16 protein-coding genes are annotated in these 18,562 nt (G+C 54.5%); 6 read left to right on the top strand and 10 right to left on the bottom strand.

The window, feature by feature from the left end; translation table 11 throughout:
* Window position 1: 1 nt before the first annotated feature.
* From IT444_07015 to mutS, 4 genes are all read right to left on the bottom strand, one after another.
* The gene (locus IT444_07015; GenBank protein ID MCC7192518.1) at window positions 2-577 is read right to left on the bottom strand and encodes a class II aldolase/adducin family protein; all 576 of its coding nucleotides are present in this window, start codon (window positions 575-577) and stop codon (window positions 2-4) included.
* Entirely contained in the window at window positions 570-1,190 is a 621-nt protein-coding gene (locus IT444_07020) for a hypothetical protein (protein MCC7192519.1), read from the bottom strand. The genes IT444_07015 and IT444_07020 overlap by 8 nt, the downstream gene beginning before the upstream one ends.
* Window positions 1,187-1,675 carry a molybdenum cofactor biosynthesis protein MoaE gene (locus IT444_07025; protein ID MCC7192520.1) on the bottom strand — a complete coding sequence of 163 codons (489 nt, stop codon included), beginning with the start codon at window positions 1,673-1,675 and terminating at the stop codon, window positions 1,187-1,189. The genes IT444_07020 and IT444_07025 overlap by 4 nt, the downstream gene beginning before the upstream one ends.
* Before the next feature lie 113 nt (window positions 1,676-1,788).
* Window positions 1,789-4,563, bottom strand: a complete 2,775-nt coding sequence (mutS, locus tag IT444_07030) for a DNA mismatch repair protein MutS (protein ID MCC7192521.1) — start codon at window positions 4,561-4,563, stop codon at window positions 1,789-1,791.
* A 138-nt stretch (window positions 4,564-4,701) separates the two neighbouring features.
* Here mutS and priA point away from each other — a divergent pair, with 138 nt between their 5' ends.
* The gene (gene priA, locus IT444_07035; protein ID MCC7192522.1) at window positions 4,702-7,068 is read left to right on the top strand and encodes a primosomal protein N'; all 2,367 of its coding nucleotides are present in this window, start codon (window positions 4,702-4,704) and stop codon (window positions 7,066-7,068) included.
* A gap of 78 nt (window positions 7,069-7,146) precedes the next feature.
* Here priA and IT444_07040 read toward each other — a convergent pair whose 3' ends face one another.
* The 4 genes from IT444_07040 to IT444_07055 form a co-directional block, all read right to left on the bottom strand.
* Complete coding sequence (locus IT444_07040) at window positions 7,147-7,947, bottom strand: YggS family pyridoxal phosphate-dependent enzyme (GenBank protein MCC7192523.1); 801 nt, start codon at window positions 7,945-7,947, stop codon at window positions 7,147-7,149.
* A 66-nt stretch (window positions 7,948-8,013) separates the two neighbouring features.
* The gene (locus tag IT444_07045) at window positions 8,014-8,664 is read right to left on the bottom strand and encodes a DedA family protein (GenBank protein ID MCC7192524.1); all 651 of its coding nucleotides are present in this window, start codon (window positions 8,662-8,664) and stop codon (window positions 8,014-8,016) included.
* 79 nt (window positions 8,665-8,743) lie between these two features.
* Window positions 8,744-10,027, bottom strand: a complete 1,284-nt coding sequence (locus IT444_07050) for a CCA tRNA nucleotidyltransferase (protein MCC7192525.1) — start codon at window positions 10,025-10,027, stop codon at window positions 8,744-8,746.
* A gap of 62 nt (window positions 10,028-10,089) precedes the next feature.
* Window positions 10,090-12,048 carry a proline--tRNA ligase gene (locus IT444_07055; protein ID MCC7192526.1) on the bottom strand — a complete coding sequence of 653 codons (1,959 nt, stop codon included), beginning with the start codon at window positions 12,046-12,048 and terminating at the stop codon, window positions 10,090-10,092.
* Window positions 12,049-12,156: 108 nt separating this feature from the next.
* Here IT444_07055 and IT444_07060 point away from each other — a divergent pair, with 108 nt between their 5' ends.
* From IT444_07060 to thrC, 4 genes are all read left to right on the top strand, one after another.
* Window positions 12,157-12,375: a hypothetical protein gene (locus tag IT444_07060; protein ID MCC7192527.1), complete on the top strand. Its 219-nt coding sequence runs from the start codon at window positions 12,157-12,159 to the stop codon at window positions 12,373-12,375.
* Between the two features lie 157 nt (window positions 12,376-12,532).
* A complete protein-coding gene (locus IT444_07065; protein ID MCC7192528.1) occupies window positions 12,533-13,162 on the top strand; it encodes an N-acetylmuramoyl-L-alanine amidase in 630 nt (209 codons plus the stop codon).
* Between the two features lie 211 nt (window positions 13,163-13,373).
* A complete protein-coding gene (locus tag IT444_07070) occupies window positions 13,374-14,231 on the top strand; it encodes a serine/threonine protein kinase (GenBank protein ID MCC7192529.1) in 858 nt (285 codons plus the stop codon).
* A 114-nt stretch (window positions 14,232-14,345) separates the two neighbouring features.
* On the top strand, window positions 14,346-15,776 hold the full coding sequence (gene thrC, locus IT444_07075; protein ID MCC7192530.1) for a threonine synthase: 1,431 nt from the start codon (window positions 14,346-14,348) through the stop codon (window positions 15,774-15,776).
* An 86-nt stretch (window positions 15,777-15,862) separates the two neighbouring features.
* Here the strand turns inward: thrC and IT444_07080 are convergent, their stop codons facing one another.
* Window positions 15,863-16,774, bottom strand: coding sequence for a type II secretion system protein (locus IT444_07080; GenBank protein MCC7192531.1), 912 nt, complete (start codon window positions 16,772-16,774; stop codon window positions 15,863-15,865).
* A gap of 386 nt (window positions 16,775-17,160) precedes the next feature.
* Window positions 17,161-17,439 (bottom strand): 30S ribosomal protein S20, encoded by a 279-nt coding sequence (gene rpsT / locus IT444_07085; GenBank protein MCC7192532.1) that lies wholly within the window; start codon window positions 17,437-17,439, stop codon window positions 17,161-17,163.
* A 222-nt stretch (window positions 17,440-17,661) separates the two neighbouring features.
* Between rpsT and IT444_07090 the strand changes: the two genes are divergently transcribed.
* Complete coding sequence (locus IT444_07090) at window positions 17,662-18,207, top strand: NADH-quinone oxidoreductase subunit I (protein ID MCC7192533.1); 546 nt, start codon at window positions 17,662-17,664, stop codon at window positions 18,205-18,207.
* Window positions 18,208-18,562 lie beyond the last annotated feature (355 nt).

The following is an 18,562-nucleotide window of genomic DNA, read 5'->3' on the forward strand; positions in this document are numbered from 1 at the left end:
TTCACCGGCAAGCTATCTCGATCGTGGCGGCATGTTCGATCCGCTCGATCAGGTTGACAGCTTCCCATACATCACCAGCCGCGCAAATAATCCCGCCATCTTTACCAAGCGACACCACGGCAGACTGATTGAGTTCGGTTTTGAGTGTCACCTCATCGTCGGGATTAACGATTGCCAGTGCGGGCAAGCCGTGCAGCGCGATGGATGATGTGCCGTTGGTCATTCGGAGAAGTGCGAGCGTCATGGGAGGTGTGGCGTGAATCGATGCACGAACGGCGCCCAGTTCCTGCTCGGTGCCGACGGCTTGCCGTTCGACGCCGATCTGAAGGGCGATGCGGTGGGCACGCCAGAGCGACTCATCGAGCACGCGGTTTTCACCGAGTTCCATGCCGCCGATGTCCACGATACGCAGGTCTGATTCTTGCAGATCACCGCGGCGCCGGCCGGGTGGAGTGACCAGGAATCGCCGGCGGTGTACCTCAGCGCAGACAAATCCGCCGTCACCGACGATTAGACCCTTGAGCCAGAGCTGCCGTGCAGCTTCACAAACTTGTTGTCGGAGTACCATCTCATCCACGCGAAAGTTCCCTTCCCGAAGGCGTGGCGGTTGACGGGGTACAAGTGAAAGCAAAGGGTGATACCAATACCGCTGCGATCAGGCACACCGTCGCCATCCCTCCCATGCGAACATTGATCGAGTGCAGGCGATCAAAGTGCGACTTAGCTTCGTCCCGCTGAGCGACGGTTTGAGCTGGGTCGTACATTGTTTCACGGTAAGTCCATATTCGATGGCTGAGCACGAGCGTATCAACTCCGAAAATCAGAATCGGCAGTGCGATCAGTGCGATGCGAAGGAGATTGGCCGCACTACGTACACCGCCTGCTAGATAATCGGCAAAAACCGTGCATTGGACGATAATGCAAATCATCAAAACCGCGATACAGAGGCCCTGGATGACCGTCAGCGCTTTGAGAATGTTTCCCGTGATTCCCCCGGCGAGAATCCCCGACGCGCGATCACGCAGATCAGGATGATTGTAGCGAGCCAGACCTATTGTCGGCTCGTAGCTCTTGACGGTCTTGAAGGTAATTGCCGCTCCGACAGCGAGCATAATCATGCAGCCAAGCCAGAGTCCTAGAAATAACCAATAGATCCCCTGAGTAGCACGCAACGCGGTCTGGCCGGTCATTGGCGGCCCTCCCCGGAGTGAGAATGATCGGATTCACGGTGGGCACAGCACCCTTCGACAAAGGTAGTTCCTCGTTCCCAGATTTCACGTTTCCATATCGGTAACTCATGCTTTATGCGATCGATCAGATACCGACACGCAGTAAACGCTTCGCTGCGATGAGGTGTGCCGACCTGTATCACCACACTGGCCTGCCCCGGTGAAACAGCTCCTTGAGCATGGGCGATGCGAACGATACGACAATCCCATCGCCGCACCGCTTCCTGTGCCATTGCTTCCAGCAATCGCTCGGCCATCGGCGCATAAACCTCATATTCCAAACGAATCAATTCGCCATATTCTGCGTGGGTCTCGTGACGTGTACGACCTAAAAAAACCGCCTCGGCTCCGCAATCTGTTGGCCACGCCAACGAACGCGCATCAACCGGTCCCTCAATAAGTGTGGTTTCGATGAGAGGCGGGTTTCCCAGTACCTGTTCGCTCATGTGGTTATTGTAAGGCAAACAGCCTAATCGAGCAGTACCGCGTTTGGAGAGCTAGCTATTGCAATGGATGACGGGCGGTGTAGCAAAGGTTACTGAGGCAGATTTTCATGCGGTCAGGCCCCATTTTGGACCCGCTCGATGAACTTACGCAGGCGCTCGAAAGCTTCGAGAGGACTTAGATGGTTTACATCGATTTTGCGCAGGTCTTCGATCACCGGGTGATCGAGGTATTCGGTGAACAATGAAAGCTGCGCATCTTTGCGTTGCGAGTCCGGAGAGTGCGCTGCTTGATACGGATTTGCGGGTGATGGAACTACTTGGGGAGCACTGTGACTAATCGATAGTTGACCGAGAACCTCGTTGGCGCGATCGACCACCGTGCGGGGTAGGCCAGCAATCTTCGCAACGTGGATGCCGTAGCTGCGGTCGGTGCTGCCTGCGGCGATACGGTGGAGAAAAACAATCTGGTCCTGCCACTCCCTGACAGTGACGTGCAGGTTGGTCACATTCGGCAGACGCTCTGCCAGCGCGGTTAATTCGTGGTAGTGCGTCGCAAAAAGGGTGCGGCAGGAGCGACTAGCCAGATGTTCGGTGATCGCCCACGCCAGGGACAGGCCGTCGAGCGTACTCGTGCCGCGTCCTATTTCATCGAGGATCACCAGGCTGCGCGGTGAAGCATGATGGCAGATGTTGGAAGTCTCCGTCATTTCAACCATGAAAGTGGACTGTCCGGCATGTAGTTCATCGCTGGCGCCGATACGGGTAAAGATGCGGTCGCACAAGCCGATGGTCGCTTCCTCCGCAGGGACGAAGGAACCAGTCTGGGCCAGTAACGTGATCAACGCGGTCTGACGGATGTAGGTGGACTTGCCAGCCATGTTAGGCCCGGTGATCAGTGCCAGTGAATGCCATCGAGCGGAGGATAAAGATGACGTATTAAGAGAGGAGGATTCCTCGGAGCCGTTTGGAATTCGACTTGCACTATCGCTTCCGCTGCCAAGTTCAACATCGTTAGGTACAAATCGATCACCCAGTAATTCATCCAGTACGGGATGCCTGCCTGCCCGAATGGACAGCACCGGTTCGTTGGTGATGGCTGGTTTGACGTAACGATAACGGCGTGCCCGTCGAGCAAAGCAGACCAAGACATCCAATTCCGCCACCACAGCGGCAAAGGACTGCAACTCAGTGAGGTGATCCGCTGTCTTGGTACACAAACCGAAGAAAAGTTCGCCTTCACGTGCGATGGCCCGCTGCTCCGCTGACAACACTTTGCCCTCGAAGTCTTTCAGATCGGGAGTAATGAAGCGTTCCGCATTCTTGAGTGTCTGTTTGCGAGACCATTCGGGCGGAGCCTTATCACGATTGCTGGCTATTAATTCGATGTAGTAACCAAAAACCTTGTTGAATCCGACTTTCAATGACGAGATGCCGGTCGCTTCAATAAGCTGTTTCTGATACCCCGCCAGCCAGGTGTGGCTGTCGCGTTGGAGGACGCGATATTCGTCGAGTTGTGCATCATAGCCATCACGGATCAAGCCGCCTTCTCGCATGTGGTGAGGCGGGGAATCGATACAAGCCGTGGCGATGAGCTCCGTTAACCGAACAAGAGGCCCTGACACACTGGCTACTCGTCCGTAATAACCTCGCACAGAGGGTCGATCTGCAAGAAGTTCCGCGATTTTACTGGCCGGTTTGACACTTGAGCCCAGCGCAACCAGATCGCGCGGCGTTGCTCGTCCGACAGCGATTCTTCCGAGAATTCGTTCCACATCCTGCACCGTTTCGAGTGCTTGTCGCAGGTCTGTAAGAAACCGCTCATCCTCAACCAGTGTCGCGACAACCCGCTGTCTTTCCTCAATGAGAGATTGTTTCGCAAGTGGGTAGCACAGCCATTGCCGCAGTAACCGCTTGCCCATTGGTGTCGTGCAATCCTGCAACACTCCGAGGAGACTCCCCTCAGTTCCTCCGCTGCGGAGTGTTTGTTCGACCTCCAGACTGCGCAACGATGTCTGGTCAATGATGAGATGATCCGTGCGCGTGAATCGTTTAGGAGGTTGAAGGTGTGCAATGCGTCTGGAAGACTGACTGCTGGAAGTACCGGGGGTTCGTTGCGTTTCGAGCAGGTAATGAATGATCGCCGACGCCGGCCCAAGCACTGGATCGTCATCATCAAGACCAAAGCCCGCCAGGGATGCCACCTGAAATTGTTGACGGAGTATCTCTGCCGCTTCGCGCTGACGAAAATGCCATCCGGGCCGACCTGTCGCGGCACAACCGACTCGTTCGACCAGGTTCCTGATCCGTGTGGGCGGCTGACCATCGGCAGACTCGACGTAAAGCAGCTCACGAGGGTGGATGCGTGCTAACTCATCTGCGATTTCCTCGACATTGATCGTCGTCAGGGTGAATGATCCGGTACTCAACTCCGCCCAGGCGATTGAGACCGCCGGGCCGTCATCGCCAGGGTGGAACGTGATCGCTGCCAGCGGATTTTCTTTGCCCTCTTCGAGCAGTGCTTCATCGGTCAGAGTGCCGGGAGTGATGACCCGTGTGACTTCCCGTTTCACCACACCCTTGGCCAGTGCGGCATCTTCCATTTGTTCGCAGACCGCCACGCGATGACCAGCCTGAATCATCCGTCGCAGGTAGCCCTCAACAGCGTGAAAGGGTACGCCCGCCATGGGAACGCCTTCGGTTCTGCTTGTGAGCGTAATGCCCAGAACTCGATGGGCCAGCAAAGCGTCATCGAAGAACATTTCATAAAAATCCCCCATGCGGAAAAAAAGAACGCATTGAGGATGCTGCTTTTTGAATGCGTGATACTGCCGCATCGCAGGCGTATTGCCGTCTGACGGACTTGTGTTGGCTTTACTGGAATCAGCCATTGTGGAGGAAACTCTAACCGATCCGTGTTGCAGTGGGTTACCGTTTGCATCGTGAAGATGAATGAAAGCCTGCCGTATTCACCACGTTGGGCTTGACATGTAGAGGGAGTTGAAACCGCGAAGTCTATAATCGTGGTCGTGACTCAGTTGTTTGATACCATCGCGATGTCTGGCTCGACATCCAGCCAGCGGTATGCACAAGTCGCGCTGGAGCAGGGTATTGATTCCTCCTCAACAGGACTTACCTACTCGATCCCGGAATCCCTGTCTGATATCGCTGTCGGCGACCGGGTCATCGTTCCGCTGGGACGTAGGAATGAACAGGTCAGCGGATTTGTTGTTGAACTGACCCATCACTCCGATATTGCCCACGTAAAGTCCATCGTTGGACGTGACACTCACAGCATTTCCTTAACACCTGACCTGGTGGAACTGGCGCGGTGGATCAGCAATTACTACTGCTGTCCGCTGGGGATGGTTTTTTCCACCATGCTGCCCGCAGCGGTGAAACGCGGCACGGGCCTGATCACTCAATTATGGGTTCGCAGAAAGCCGGATATTCCAGCGGAAATAACTAGCAAAAAGGCTGGCCATTCCAAACTTCAGATCGCGGTTCTGGCTGTGCTCGACACGATGGAGAAGGAAGGCAGGACGTGGGGTGAAATCAAGCGAGTAGCCGATCTGGCTGGTGCGCGGAGCGTTGCGCCGGTTAAGCAACTCATCGCCAAGGGGTACCTTGAGTCCAGGCAGACACGGGAGATTCATGCGGATTGGGGCGAGGAAGCACCTCGTCTGGAGAGCGCGAGACCGAATCACGTGTTGACGTCGTCCCAGGCTCACGCCATTCAGAAGCTCGCTGCCAGCGTGCATCAGGGCTTTTCTGTTCACCTGCTCCACGGGGCTACGGGTAGCGGCAAGACGGAGGTATATCTCCGTGTGATCGAGCATCTCCTTCAGGAATACGGCAAGGCGAATAGTGCAGGTAGGAAGGACTCTGAAAATTCACAACCGGGAGCGATCGTACTGGTGCCGGAGATTGCGCTGACACCGCAGACCGCAGATCGGTTTGTGGGGCGATTTCCAGATGTGGCGGTACTTCATTCGGGCCTCAGCGGCGCGCAACGTCATGAGGAATGGCGACGAATCCGTGAAGGTCGTGCCCGCATCGTCGTTGGTGCGCGATCAGCTATTTTCGCACCACTGCCGAACCTGGGTGTCATCATCGTTGATGAAGAACATGAAAGCTCATTCAAACAGGACCAGTTGCCCCGGTATCACGCGCGCGACGTGGCGGTCAAACGCGGTCAACTGCTGAACATTCCAGTTGTCCTGGGTTCCGCCACTCCAAGTCTGGAGAGTTATTACAACGTCACCGTTCGTGGAAGCTATCACCTGCTCGAACTGCCCGATCGGGTGGCGGGGTTGAAACTTCCTGCAGTCGAAATCATCGACATGGGGCAGGAGCGGAGAAAGCGGCAGGGTGTCCACCTGATGAGTTTGCGCCTCGAACAGGCCCTTCAGACGACAATCGATGAAGGCGGTCAGGCGATGCTGATGCTGAATCGGCGCGGCTATGCGAATTACCTCGCATGCCCCGACCACCGATGCGGTTGGATGATGGGATGCAAATACTGTGATGCGATGATGGTGTATCACAAGGACGCCCGCCTTCCAGTTGGCGGACTGGTTCGCTGTCACCACTGTGAAGCGGAACAACTCCTGCCGCCAACCTGTCCAAATTGCGGCAGAAGGGTTACAACTTTCGGTCTGGGAACTCAGCGCGTCGAAGAGGAATTACAACGAAAACTCCCCAGTGTGCGATTCATCCGAATGGATTCGGACGCGATGCGCACCGGAAAGGATTATCAACGCAGTCTTGAGGCATTTCGGAATCAGAAAGTGGATGTGCTGCTGGGCACTCAGATGATTGCCAAGGGGCTTGATTTCCCAAACGTCCGACTCGTCGGCGTCATCAGCGGAGACACGTCCCTGCATCTGCCGGACTTCCGTGCAAGCGAACGAACCTTTCAACTGATCGCTCAGGTCGCAGGTCGAGCTGGACGTGGTGATGCCGCCACCCCCGGCCTGGTCATCGTGCAGACATTCAAACCTGATGACGCGGTGATCGGATTGGCGAGTCGTCACGATTACGTTGGGTTTGCGAAACGAGAGATTGCACTCCGAAAAGAAGTCAACCTTCCTCCTTGTTCACGCATGGCGAGGATCGTCGTCCGTAATACCAATCAAGTAACCTGTCACGCTGAGGTAAAGAAACTCGCCGACCAGCTTGCTGCCGCCAATCAAGCCCAGGGAAATCACGTTCGCATTCGTGGTCCGATGCCTTGTCCGATTGCGAGGATAGCCGACCATTTCCGTCAGCAGATTGAGCTGTTTGCTCCTGATGCTGCGACGATGCAGCGGCTTCTTACAGCGGTGCGCAATGCCAAGGCACTGCGATCCGACAATAAAATGGCGGTGGATGTTGATCCCGTTTCGCTGCTGTGAAAGAGGAGGCCGGATGCGGCGATGCGTTCGTCTTTTGTCCTGGCAGAAGCTATTGCATGTATGTGCTGCGCCGGCAGCTCATCCGGGAATCTCAGGCTGCTCCTCATCACCGAAAATCGCCCGCCCAACCCGGACGATATTGGCCCCTTCCTGAATGGCGACTTCATAATCGCCCGTCATACCCATCGACAGGATGTTGAACTCCGGCCCACCCACCTTCGCGGAGCGAATCTCGTGAAAGAGCTCAGCAGTTCGGGCGAAGATCGGCCGAGCTTCCTCAGGATTGTCCAAATGAGGAGCCATCGTCATCAGGCCGCGGAGTTTGAGGTGCATCATCGTGTCGATCTGCTCCGCCAGATGAATCACAGCCGGGGCCGCGACGCCCGATTTGCTCGCTTCGCCGCTGATGTTGACCTGAATGAGAATCTCGATGGTTCGTTCACCGCGGGCGCCGAGATTATGTAATTCCTCAGCCAGACGCAGACTGTCAACGCTATGAATCAGATGCACCAAGGGGACGACCTGCTTGACCTTGTTGCGCTGCAGGTGGCCGATCATGTGCCAGCGAACTTTGGCGGGTACTGCATCCGATTTCTCGCCACGGGCTGAGGGTGTCCCAAGTGTGCGCCGGCGTGCGAGAAACTCATCAAGCGTAGCAACACGCTGTTGAAGATGCTGCACTCGATTCTCACCCAGGTCCACGTGCCCCATCTCGACAAGTGTGCGAATTTGATCGGGGCTGGCTGTCTTAGTCACCGCCACGAGAGCGACATCGCTGGGTCGCCGCCCGGAGCGTTCTGCCGCGCGGGCGATGTTGTCCATCACCTTGCGATAGGCATCCTTGAGCTGAGCGGGTCCGGAGATCCTGATTGGTGCCATGAATTCAGGATAGGAGGGCAGTAGGAAAGTGCAAGGGGCGGAGGCAGGATGTTTTCTGTTACCCCGTCAGGTACCGGGGGTGGAGGCGAGGCGTTTACGCTTGCGGATCTTCCAGACGACAAACGAAATGACCAGCGCAATGGCCACCGCTCCCACGAGTAATTGTGCCTGACCCGCGAGGTGTTTTACCTTTGCTATCTGGTGACCGCCGAAATAGGCGACCAATACCAGAGCCGGCACGCTGATGATGGCAGCAGTGCCGTCGAAGGTGAGCATTTTCCAGAATGGAATCTTGAAAACCCCTGCTGAAAAAAATACAGGAGCACGCAGCCCCGGAAGGAAACGTGCGACAAAAAGCGTCTTACCTCCGTGATTGTGGAAAGCGAGTTGTGCTTTCTGGAGTCGGTCTTGTGTGAGGTAGCGGCGCAGGAGTTTAAGACGTGGTAAATGGTGGCCGTATTTTCGTCCCATGTAGTAAATCAGACAATCCGCACCAAGCACCGCAATGAAGGTCGCTGGCAGCATGTACCAGAGGTCCACGCCGGCACCGTGTGACTCAGGAAGATCACCCAGATAGCAGAGATAACCAGCAGCGAGCAGCGGAATGTCTTCCGGGATTGGAAGCCCCAAACCGCTGATAAGAAGCAACGCCAGCAGCGCGATTGCCATGGAGTGCGCTACGGCAGGATTCGTCAGGTACTGGAAGAGCAGGTCCATGGGGGAGGAAATTGTAGCGAAATCAAAGCATGTATCGGACGCGGCCACGCAGCCGAGTCATCTTGAATCGTCGGCCAACTCAAGCGTGTCGCTTAACCCACTCCAAAGCTGCCTCACGAGAGGTCAGCTCTCCTTCCAATTGTCGATCGTACACGCGATCCAACAATGTCTTAAACGATGGTCCCGGTCGAAATCCCAAGGCTACCAGTTCGTCTCCGGTAATCCATGGCGGCGGGGCAATACCGGACTGCTTCAAAGCAGGTATCTCATCATTGATACGGCTCAATAAGCTGTGTAGGTCGAATTTTGTCGCTGCTGCTTTTATCAGGGTGTGAATAGGCGACCAAGCTGGATGAGCCAGAAGTCTCTTTTTCTGGGCAATGGTTGACGTTTCCCATTGAAGTGCTGTTGGTAAGTACCGAAATATCGCTATCAACGCATCTCGATCATCGTTGCTCAGACACAAAGCGTTACGCCATCGCTGGATAATGCTATTTGCTCTCGTCTGACAGAAATCAGCCAGGGTGACTGATGTCGTTGGGTGAGTTGCTGTTACATGGCGATCAATCTTCCACGCCGCCAGGACAACGGGGTACGGCGAATCTTGCAACTCCGCGACGGTAGTCAATTTTGTAGCGGGTAAGTGCGGTTCGGTTAGAACGGCGGCGTCCAGCGACAGAGCTTCTATCAAACCAATAGCTCGTGCGGGCATCGTTGGTCGCTCAGGCGTTCCGGGTGCGAGCATCCAGCGACATTCCTGACCGATACGCTCTCGGCTGATCAGTGCAAGTTTGTCAGCGGAGCGACGAATGGCATTTTCGGAATCAGGGTCTATGGTCAATCCCAGCCTTGCTGTGAACCGGATCGCACGGAGCATGCGCAGGTAGTCCTCGGAGAATCGCGCATCAGCATCTCCAATGGCGCGGAGGATCTTATTGCGCAGGTCTGCCTGACCGCCGACGTAATCAATAATCGCTTGTGCAGGATCTTCTGCGAATGGATCTTCAAACAGGCCGTTGATTGTGAAATCTCTCCGCTGAGCATCGTGTCGAGCATCAGTGAAAAAGACTTCGTTTGGTCGTCGTCCGTCTTCGTATGCGCCTTCTCCGCGAAACGTAGCTACTTCTATATCGTGACCGCGCAAGTGTACGAGAACCACACCGAAAGCCTCACCCACATAACGCGACTTGCGGAACAATTCCCTGACTTGCTGCGGACGGGCATCGGACGCAACGTCATAGTCTTTCGGATCGAGTCCGAGCAGACGATCACGCACGCATCCGCCAGCGAAGTAGGCCGTGTGCCCCGCATCGCGGAGTACGCGGACGACTGATGTGGCAGCATCGCAGGCAGGAGAAGTCATGGGTGTGATTGTAAATCCACCGTGGCTAAAGCGTGCTCAGCATTACGGAGACAACTCGGCCATCAGAGTGTCGCCAGCAGTTCAAGTGCTCGCTTGGCTGCCTGATCGATGGGGACCAGTTCCGCCTTCGGCTGGGTTCGAGCTTTGATCTCAACCTGACCGTTGGCAAGCGTTTTCTCGCCCAATGTGATTCGTACGGGGAACCCGATTAGATCAGCGTCCTTGAACTTGACCCCCGGCCGTTCGTCTCGGTCATCGATGATTACGTCAGGGTGAAAAAACGCCCGTGGTTGCGTGGGCGATCGTTCATGTGCCAGTTGAGCAGCGATCCGCTCGGCAACCTCTTTTGCTTGTCCCTCGTAACGGATCGGCGTGATGCAGATCTGGAAGGGTGCGATGGATGACGGCCAGACGATCCCGTTCTCATCATTGCCGCCCTCGCGTTCGATGGCACTGGCGAGAATACGATTTACGCCAATACCGTAGCAGCCCATAATCAGGTGAATACGGGTGTTGTCTGGCAGAAGTGTGGTCACATTCATAGCACGGGTGTACTTGTCACCGAGCTTGAAAACGTGACCAATCTCGATGCCCTTGGTCGTCTTGAGTACGCCGCCGTCATTCCGAGGCGACGGGTCGCCGGCGACGGCGTTGCGAATGTCAGCAATTTTCATCCGCCATGAATCTTCTCCTAGTGGATCCAGAACATCTCGCTTCCAATGAAAGTGTTTGACGTGATGGTCAACCTTGTTCCCGCCGGTAGCCCAGAATTGGTCCACTGCGGCATCGGGATCAATAACTAGTTGAGTAAAAGAATTGGATACCGCCAGTTGAGGGCCGACAAAGCCGACAGGGAAGTTAAGGCTTTCAAAGAGTGATCGAGTATCCCATAGTGTGACCCTTTGCCCTGATTCACGGTTGATATGTTGTTGAATTTTTCCCTCGTTCAACTCGTGGTCGCCTCGCACGACACAGCAGACGACCCACCATTGCAAGGATGTTGAAGGCGCGAGGTCCGACGGGGTACGCGGGGGGGTGATTCGGCCTTCACCATAGGCAACCTTGCGGCTGAACTCTTCCAAATTAGAGGTATCACCTACCGCCGCGATGCGCAGCAGCGTTTTGAGCATATTTTTTGCTTTAACCTTCAGGAACTTACCCACGTCTTCAATAGTCGCGCAGTTTGGAGTATGAATTTTTTCAAGGTCACCCGAAGGTGGGGCAGCCGGTGTGCTGACAAACTGATCCCCAGCAATGCTGCTCATTAGTGATGCCGAAACACCCCGCCGGCCGATTTCCGCTTTCTCAACATTGGCTGCATAGTTTCCCTTATCGCTCTCAAGAATCGTGTCTTCACCCGTCGGACTGGGAACCATGAATTCATGTGATGCGCTGCCGCCGATCGGTCCGCTCTCGGCTTCAACAACCCGGTAGGGCAGGCCGCAGCGCTTGAAGATTCTTTCGTAGGCAGCGTACTGCTTTTCGTAAACCTCGTTAAGGCCGCCCGGTCCATCCACAGAGGTGTGGAATGAATATGCGTCCTTCATCTGAAATTCACGAGAACGCAGCACCCCGAATCGAGGGCGGAACTCATCGCGGAACTTGGTCTGAATCTGGTATAGAGTCAGCGGGAGTTGCTTGTAGCTTTCGATATGTGCGCCGACGATCTCAGTGACGACTTCCTCGTGGGTTGGCCCTAGTGCCTGTTCGCGTCCGTGTCGGTCTTTGAAACGAAACAGGTTGTCGCCATAGGCGACATCCCTGCCGGTAGATCGGAACAGATCGAGTGGAATGAGCGTCGGCATCAGTAGCTCGACGGCACCGGCAGTCTCCATTTCCTCACGGATGATGGACATCGCCTTTTGCAGACTGCGAAGACCCAGGGGCAGGTAGTCGTAAACACCCGATCCAAGTTTGCGGATCAATCCCGCGCGGAGCATGAGTTGATGCGAAGGGACCTCGGCCTCTGCGGGAATCTGGCGAGCGGTAGGGATGAGCGTTTGTGTCCAGCGAGTGGCCATACGGGGTAGTCCTTAAAGTATCGAGCGGAGCAGTTTAGCGTGATCCCGCCTTTGACGGCAGATTCCATCAGTAGCCCACAAGTCAGCAGAGGTGCTAGAATCACTCCCATGCAAATCACGCGGGTTTTACCTGTTCTGGCTGTATTGGTGGTGCTGGGCGCAGCCGCTGGGTGCGAAAAGCCTCTTTTCCCCAAGGAAGCCCCGCGTTCGCCCTATGATCGTTATCTGATGCTTCGAGGCCAGCAGCGGTCACAAACCGTGGAAAATGCCTATGGTGGTGAGGTTCCTTCTATCCGTGACCGTCTGCGTCCTCTGGGCAGTCCATGACGAGCGTACGGGCAACGAAAACGCCTTGCGCAGAAAATTCTGGTCAGAGTTTCAAAGTCGCGTGTGAAGCGCGGCCGATAAAAAGTCCCGGTGACACGGCTTGGTTCGTCGCCGTTTCATCCGCCATTCCCGGCCACCTGTGCATCGAGTTTTAATCATGGCTGTGTCCAACCGTCGTACCGTCCTCGTGCTCGCGTTGCTGGTCGTTTCTATGACCATTGCCAGTGGTGCGCTACTGGTCCTGGAACCCCGTCCAGCTACCGGTGTCTATCCGATCTCACTCAATGTGGTGGATCGTCAGACTGACTTGGCAAACGGTCTCTTCGACACCACCCCGTCACCTGATCCACATGCCTGGACAGCGATCGTCATCCATCAGAGTGGCGCAGCAGGGGGATCGGCTGAGACACTGGGTCAGACTCATCAAAAACTCGGACTCGGTGGGTTGGGATACCACTTTGTGCTGGGTAACGGCCACGGGGCTCCGGATGGCCAGATCGTGGCGGGATTCCGCTGGACAAGCCAGCAGCGAGGAGCCTTCCCCGGCGGATCGGTGGACCCGCTTGGTCGCCGTACCATCTCGATCTGCCTCATTGGAGAGGCCAAATCTCCCCCGACACCTATGCAACTCCGCCAGCTTGTCTGGTTGGTCCAACAGCTACAGGCCAAGTTCGGTATCTCTGCTGACCACGTACTGACACCACGTACTATCTCCGGCTCCAATGATGGCTCGGCATTTCCTTCGGCGGCATTTCGGCAGCAACTCTACACAACGTCTGCTCCCTGACCGGTTCAGGTTATTACTTCTCTTACATTTCCAGAATACCGAGTACCCTGTTGATTGATTCAGATTCAGTCGCAGCGGTGACCAGCCGATAATTTTCCGCTGTCGATGATTGTTACCGTGCGATGAGGCGGTTAATATAGCGGCATACATGCCGGTGCTTGCCCGGCCCCGTTATCGCAAGAGTTGTCTGAGAGAAAGTTTGCCTTTGTCAATGTCGCGGCTCCACGAGATCCTTGGATACGAGGTTCTGGGCACGCTTGGTCACGGCGCGCGCAGTACCATTTATGCGGTTAAAGACCGCGATAATAGTGTCTATGCGCTCAAAAAGGTCGTGCGAACCTCGCCCAGTGACCAGCGATTTTTAGATCAAGCGATCTCCGAGCACGAGATCGCGCAGAAGTTCAGTCATCACACCCTTCGCAAGAGTTTTAAACTCATTCGTCAACGAGCAATTCTGCGCGTCAGTGAAATTTACGTGCTGATGGAAATGGTTGATGGATTCACCATGGAGCAGCACAAGACGCTGAGCATGGTTGAATTGGTCCAACTCTGCCAGCAGGTTGCTGTGGGGCTAGGTGAAATGCACAAGGCAGGGGTAGTTCATGCGGATATCAAACCGAATAATATTTTGGTAACTGATCGGCAGTCCATCAAAATCATTGACTTTGGTCAGAGCTGCGAGATCGGAACTGTCAAAAAGCGTATTCAGGGCACGCCTGACTACATCGCACCTGAGCAGGTTATGCGACGACCGATCACGCCTCAGACGGATGTCTTTAATCTCGGTGCAACACTCTATTGGCTGTTCACTGGCAAACATATTCCCACTTTGATACCCAAAGGTTCACCCGGCGCGATCAAACTCGTCGAGGAACAAAAATTGATCCCGCCTAAGGAAATCAATCCCGACGTTACCCCCGCGCTATCCATGTTGGTGATGAATTGTCTGGAGACCGATCCTCGCATGAGACCTGAAAGCATGCCGCTGGTCCACGACCGTCTGGGGCTGGCACTGGCGCAACTCCAACGCGATGAGCTTGCCGGTACCCGTCGACGCGCGATGGTATAGGTCCAGCACCCAGGATGGTTTTCTCAACAGGGCCGCGTCGCCGTCGCAACGATACCCCATCCGTGCCGTATCTCATCGCTACAATGCCGCACTTTCCTTGACGCTGGATACAGCATGCCATTAGCCTTCCAACAGTGCATTGATCCCGACTGCCGTGCGACTTTTGGTGTGGATGAGATCCACGTCTCATGCCCTGTCTGCTCCAAGTCGGGTAAGCAGTCGCTCCTTGATATTCAGTATGACTGGGAGCATCTCTCCCGACCCAGGAATTTCGGGTTTTTCGAACATCGCTGGTCCACCAAAGGTGAGAGCGGCGAAGGCGCGCTCGATTTCTCCGGCGTGTGGCGTTTTCGTGAACTCATGCCGTTTTTTCGCCATGAACAGGACATCGTGACCGTCGGAGAGGGACGGACAAATCTCCAGGATGCGGTACTCTTGGCACCGCATATTGGGCTGGATTACGCTCGTGGAGGTAAGGTCTTCCTCCAATATGAGGGGCTTAATCCTTCGGGGTCATTCAAAGACAATGGCATGACGGCTGCCTTTACTCATGCCCGCATGGTCGGTGCCACTCGAGTTGCCTGTGCATCCACTGGCAACACCTCGGCCAGTCTTGCCATGTTTGCTTCGCTTTCGAAAATGACCGGCATCGTCTTTATCGGCTCGGGAAAAATTGCCTACGGCAAACTGTCGCAGGCTTTGGAATATGGTGCGCGGACTCTTCAGATCCAGGGCGACTTCGACGCATGTCTCCGTCGCGTCCGACAAATCACTGTCGAACGAACAGACCTGGGCATCTACCTGATGAACAGCGTAAATCCGTTCCGTCTCGAAGGACAAAAAAGCATCATGTACCGCGTCCTCGAAGCGTTGAACTGGGAAGTGCCGGATTGGATCGTCGTTCCCGGCGGTAATTTGGGAAATTGTTCCGCGTTCGGGAAAGCGTTTTCTGAACTCAAGAAACTCGGGTTGGTAAAACGCATTCCGCGGTTAGCGGTTATTAACGCGGCTGGTGCCAATACTCTTTACGAGCTTTACACCAATCGCGGACTTCGATGGAACGGCGGACGGTACGACCAACAGATGGTCCGAGATTTTTATGCCCGAATGGACTCCTCGGACATGCACGCGCACACGATCGCCAGTGCCATTGAAATTGGCCGACCGGTGAATCTGCCCAAGGCGTTGCGGGCACTGGATGAGATGAACGGTGTTGTGCGCCAGGTTGATGATGAAACAATTTTGGAACACAAAGCGATGGTGGGGCGGTTTGGATTCGGCTGTGAACCCGCCAGTGCAGCCTCAGTCGCTGGTGCGCACCTGCTGATTGAGGAAGGAATCATCGGCAAGACTGATCGCGTCGTCTGCATTCTCACAGGACACGTTCTGAAGGATCCCGACGCCACCGTCAAATATCACACAGGCATCGATGTAAAAAGCGTGCAGGAAACAGCTCCACGTCATGACCCCAAAGGAAAAATGGCCTGCCGCCCCATTCCGGTGCCCGACGATCTCAATGCGATCATTGCTGCGATAACCCAATAACAACCACTGGAGCCATGGCCTCTTCAGTCCAGAGGATAGACGCCAAACAAAATGGGTAGCTGTACGATCTCGTAGGGTTGTAGATATCAATACCAGACAAACGGAAATTTCTCGGGTGCGACCGGCGGATCGTTGTAATTATCTTTCATTACTGATCCATGGCCATCGGCGTAAATGATGTTGGCACGTGTGAGGGAGCTGTGTGGTGCAGCCGGGTTGTAGGTTAAGCCTGAGGTGCCCCATACGCCGCCATGCTTCCAGGCGGTGTCGGTATGGTTCTCGTTCATACCGAAGTTTACATTTTCACCGATATAAAAAATTTTGGATTCGTTTGATTTTCGCGTCCACTCTCGACGGGGGTAAAAACCCTGATTAACGCTGGCATTGTGATACCACACGAAAGAGCCAGCGTTCATGTTGATGTGATAGTTGCTCAAGTAATACACCGGCGGATAAGTGACGTTGGTTCCTGCAGCATTAGGAGTAGTGTCTTGCCAGAGCCACAACAGTCGGCGGCGAGTGGCAGGATCCAGATTTGCGGGCCGATTTGCTTCCGTACTGTTTTGCGGTGCGTAGCCTTCAGGACAGCGAAGAATTGAAGAACGGGAGTGTTTCTCCAGCGAGGTGTAGATATTGGGTAGCCCGGTCGTATTGAGGCGGAAGCCGCTGCTAAGATAATTTTTATCAATCAGCATGTGACCCCAATGCTCATAGTTCCAACCGAACCAGGGATTCCCAACATCTACATATTCACCGGGAGTCGGGCCGGTAGGTCGATGGTTGTACCACCATGCCGGGAGTAATGCGTTCTCATCCGCACGAAAAGAACCCGCGAGGGTATAGACCTGCCGTTGATTACTTCTGCAGATCACGAATCGGGCATTGTCCCGTGCAGCAGCAAGTGCTGGAAGCAGCAACGCCACCAGCAGTGCGATAATTGAAATCACCACGAGAAGTTCAACGAGTGTGAATGCGATGTTTCGTCGAAAGCGTGACATGTCCGAAGTCCGACTTGACGCTGTGACGTGGAACAAAGAGACCACCGAATAATATCGACATATCAGGGGTTTGAGCAGAGCGAGATACCAAAAAACTAAGACAAAAAAATAAATAACCACCCTGCGGCGAGTCCGCTGGTTAATAAAGTAATTAACAACCTAGCATTAGCGAAAAATATTTAGTTAACCGTCAACGGAATCATTACAGCGATTGATGTATTTTTTGTGGGAAATTGACTTGAGATATGACGGATTGAGATGTCGGTTGATTTCAGTCTATGAGGCTGCTGTTTTTCAGTTACTTTCGAAGTCAGGGGATTACTCATCGAATAAAAAACCCGCCTGGATCAGCGGGTTTCCAAATCGATCAGTGAGTTTTAGTCGCTTTATGCGGCCTTTACTTTTTTCAGAGCATTGAATCGCGTAGTGAGCCTGCTCTTGTAACGCGAAGCGGTATTCTTGTGCAACGTGCCAGTGGACGCGATCTGATCAAGCAATTTGTAAATGGCCTTGAGTTCGGCGTCGGCCTTGCTTACGTCGCCATGCTGGACCGTGGCGCGGAAGGACTTGATCGCGGTTTTGATGCGGTTGGTGCGCCAACGATTGATAGCTTGGCGTTTGGCGTTCTGGCGAACTCGTTTCTTGGCAGAAAGTGTGTTGGGCATTGCGAACAGTCTCGTAGGGTTTCAGGGCTTATTCGAACGGAGTATTGTCACCTAAAATCGTCATGGTTGCAAATCGAACCGTACGTGCAACCTTTCAGTACCCCAACCTCAGCCATTCTCTGTCTTTGTTACTCTCATCCAATTCGTTGTTTTGCGGAAGCAGTTACACTTGACGTTTTCATGTGTATCCTGAAGATGCTTGATGAAATTCGGAACCTCGCTATGCCTATCCGCAACGAAGATATTATTGTCCTCAACCCCGCCCCCATTAGGGCGTCGGAGTCATCCTTCCTTCCCGAAGTGATCGCTGGCCTGGGTACCACGCTCAAACACATGATGGGTTCGATTGGTCGTGGCAAGCGCAACAAAGTGATGGAATACCCCGAGGAGCGGCGGGAGAACATCTCTGTCGAAGAAGGCGGTCTCTATCGTGGAAATTATCGAGGAGTCCATCGGCTTAACCGGGATGAGGATGGCCGAGTCAAGTGTGTCGCCTGCTTCATGTGCCAGACCGCCTGCCCCGCGCACTGCATCCATATCGAGGGTGCGGAATCTCCCTGGGATGATCGGGAAAAGTATCCGGTTAAGTTTGACCTTGATGAACTGCGATGTATCTACTGCGGCATGTGTGAGATGGCTTGCCCGGTCGATGCGATCGAGCTGACTCCTGTCTATGACATCGTCGGCCTCACCCGATCGGAAATGATTTTCGATAAAGAGAAACTGCTCACGGTGTACGACCAGACGATTCAAGACAAGCCGATGTGAATCGCTGTGTCCGTAAGGAAAAACCACCTGTAGCCGAATGCCGCCATGCTGTCAGTCTGTCTTGGGATAACCAGGGCGGTGGTGACGCTGCGTCCGAGCGGTTCACGACCCGGCGGTGACTTTTGTTGTGCTATTGTGCCAACTAGAGTCGAGGACCGTATCTGGCGTGTGGCGTGAAATCAGTGGGACGATTCCTCGCAGCATCAAGCTCTGTGCAGGCGATGAGGGGTGCTCAATTCCAGTAGCGAGATTCGATAAAAGTTTTTTTCACCCGTTGACGCAAAAACTCGTCAATCAATATGCGATACGGGAAAACCTGCTGAAAACAAAGGAGAGAAATCAGTACGATGGCCGC

The organism is Phycisphaeraceae bacterium, assembly GCA_020851465.1.
Taxonomy (GTDB): domain Bacteria; phylum Planctomycetota; class Phycisphaerae; order Phycisphaerales; family Phycisphaeraceae; genus JADZCR01.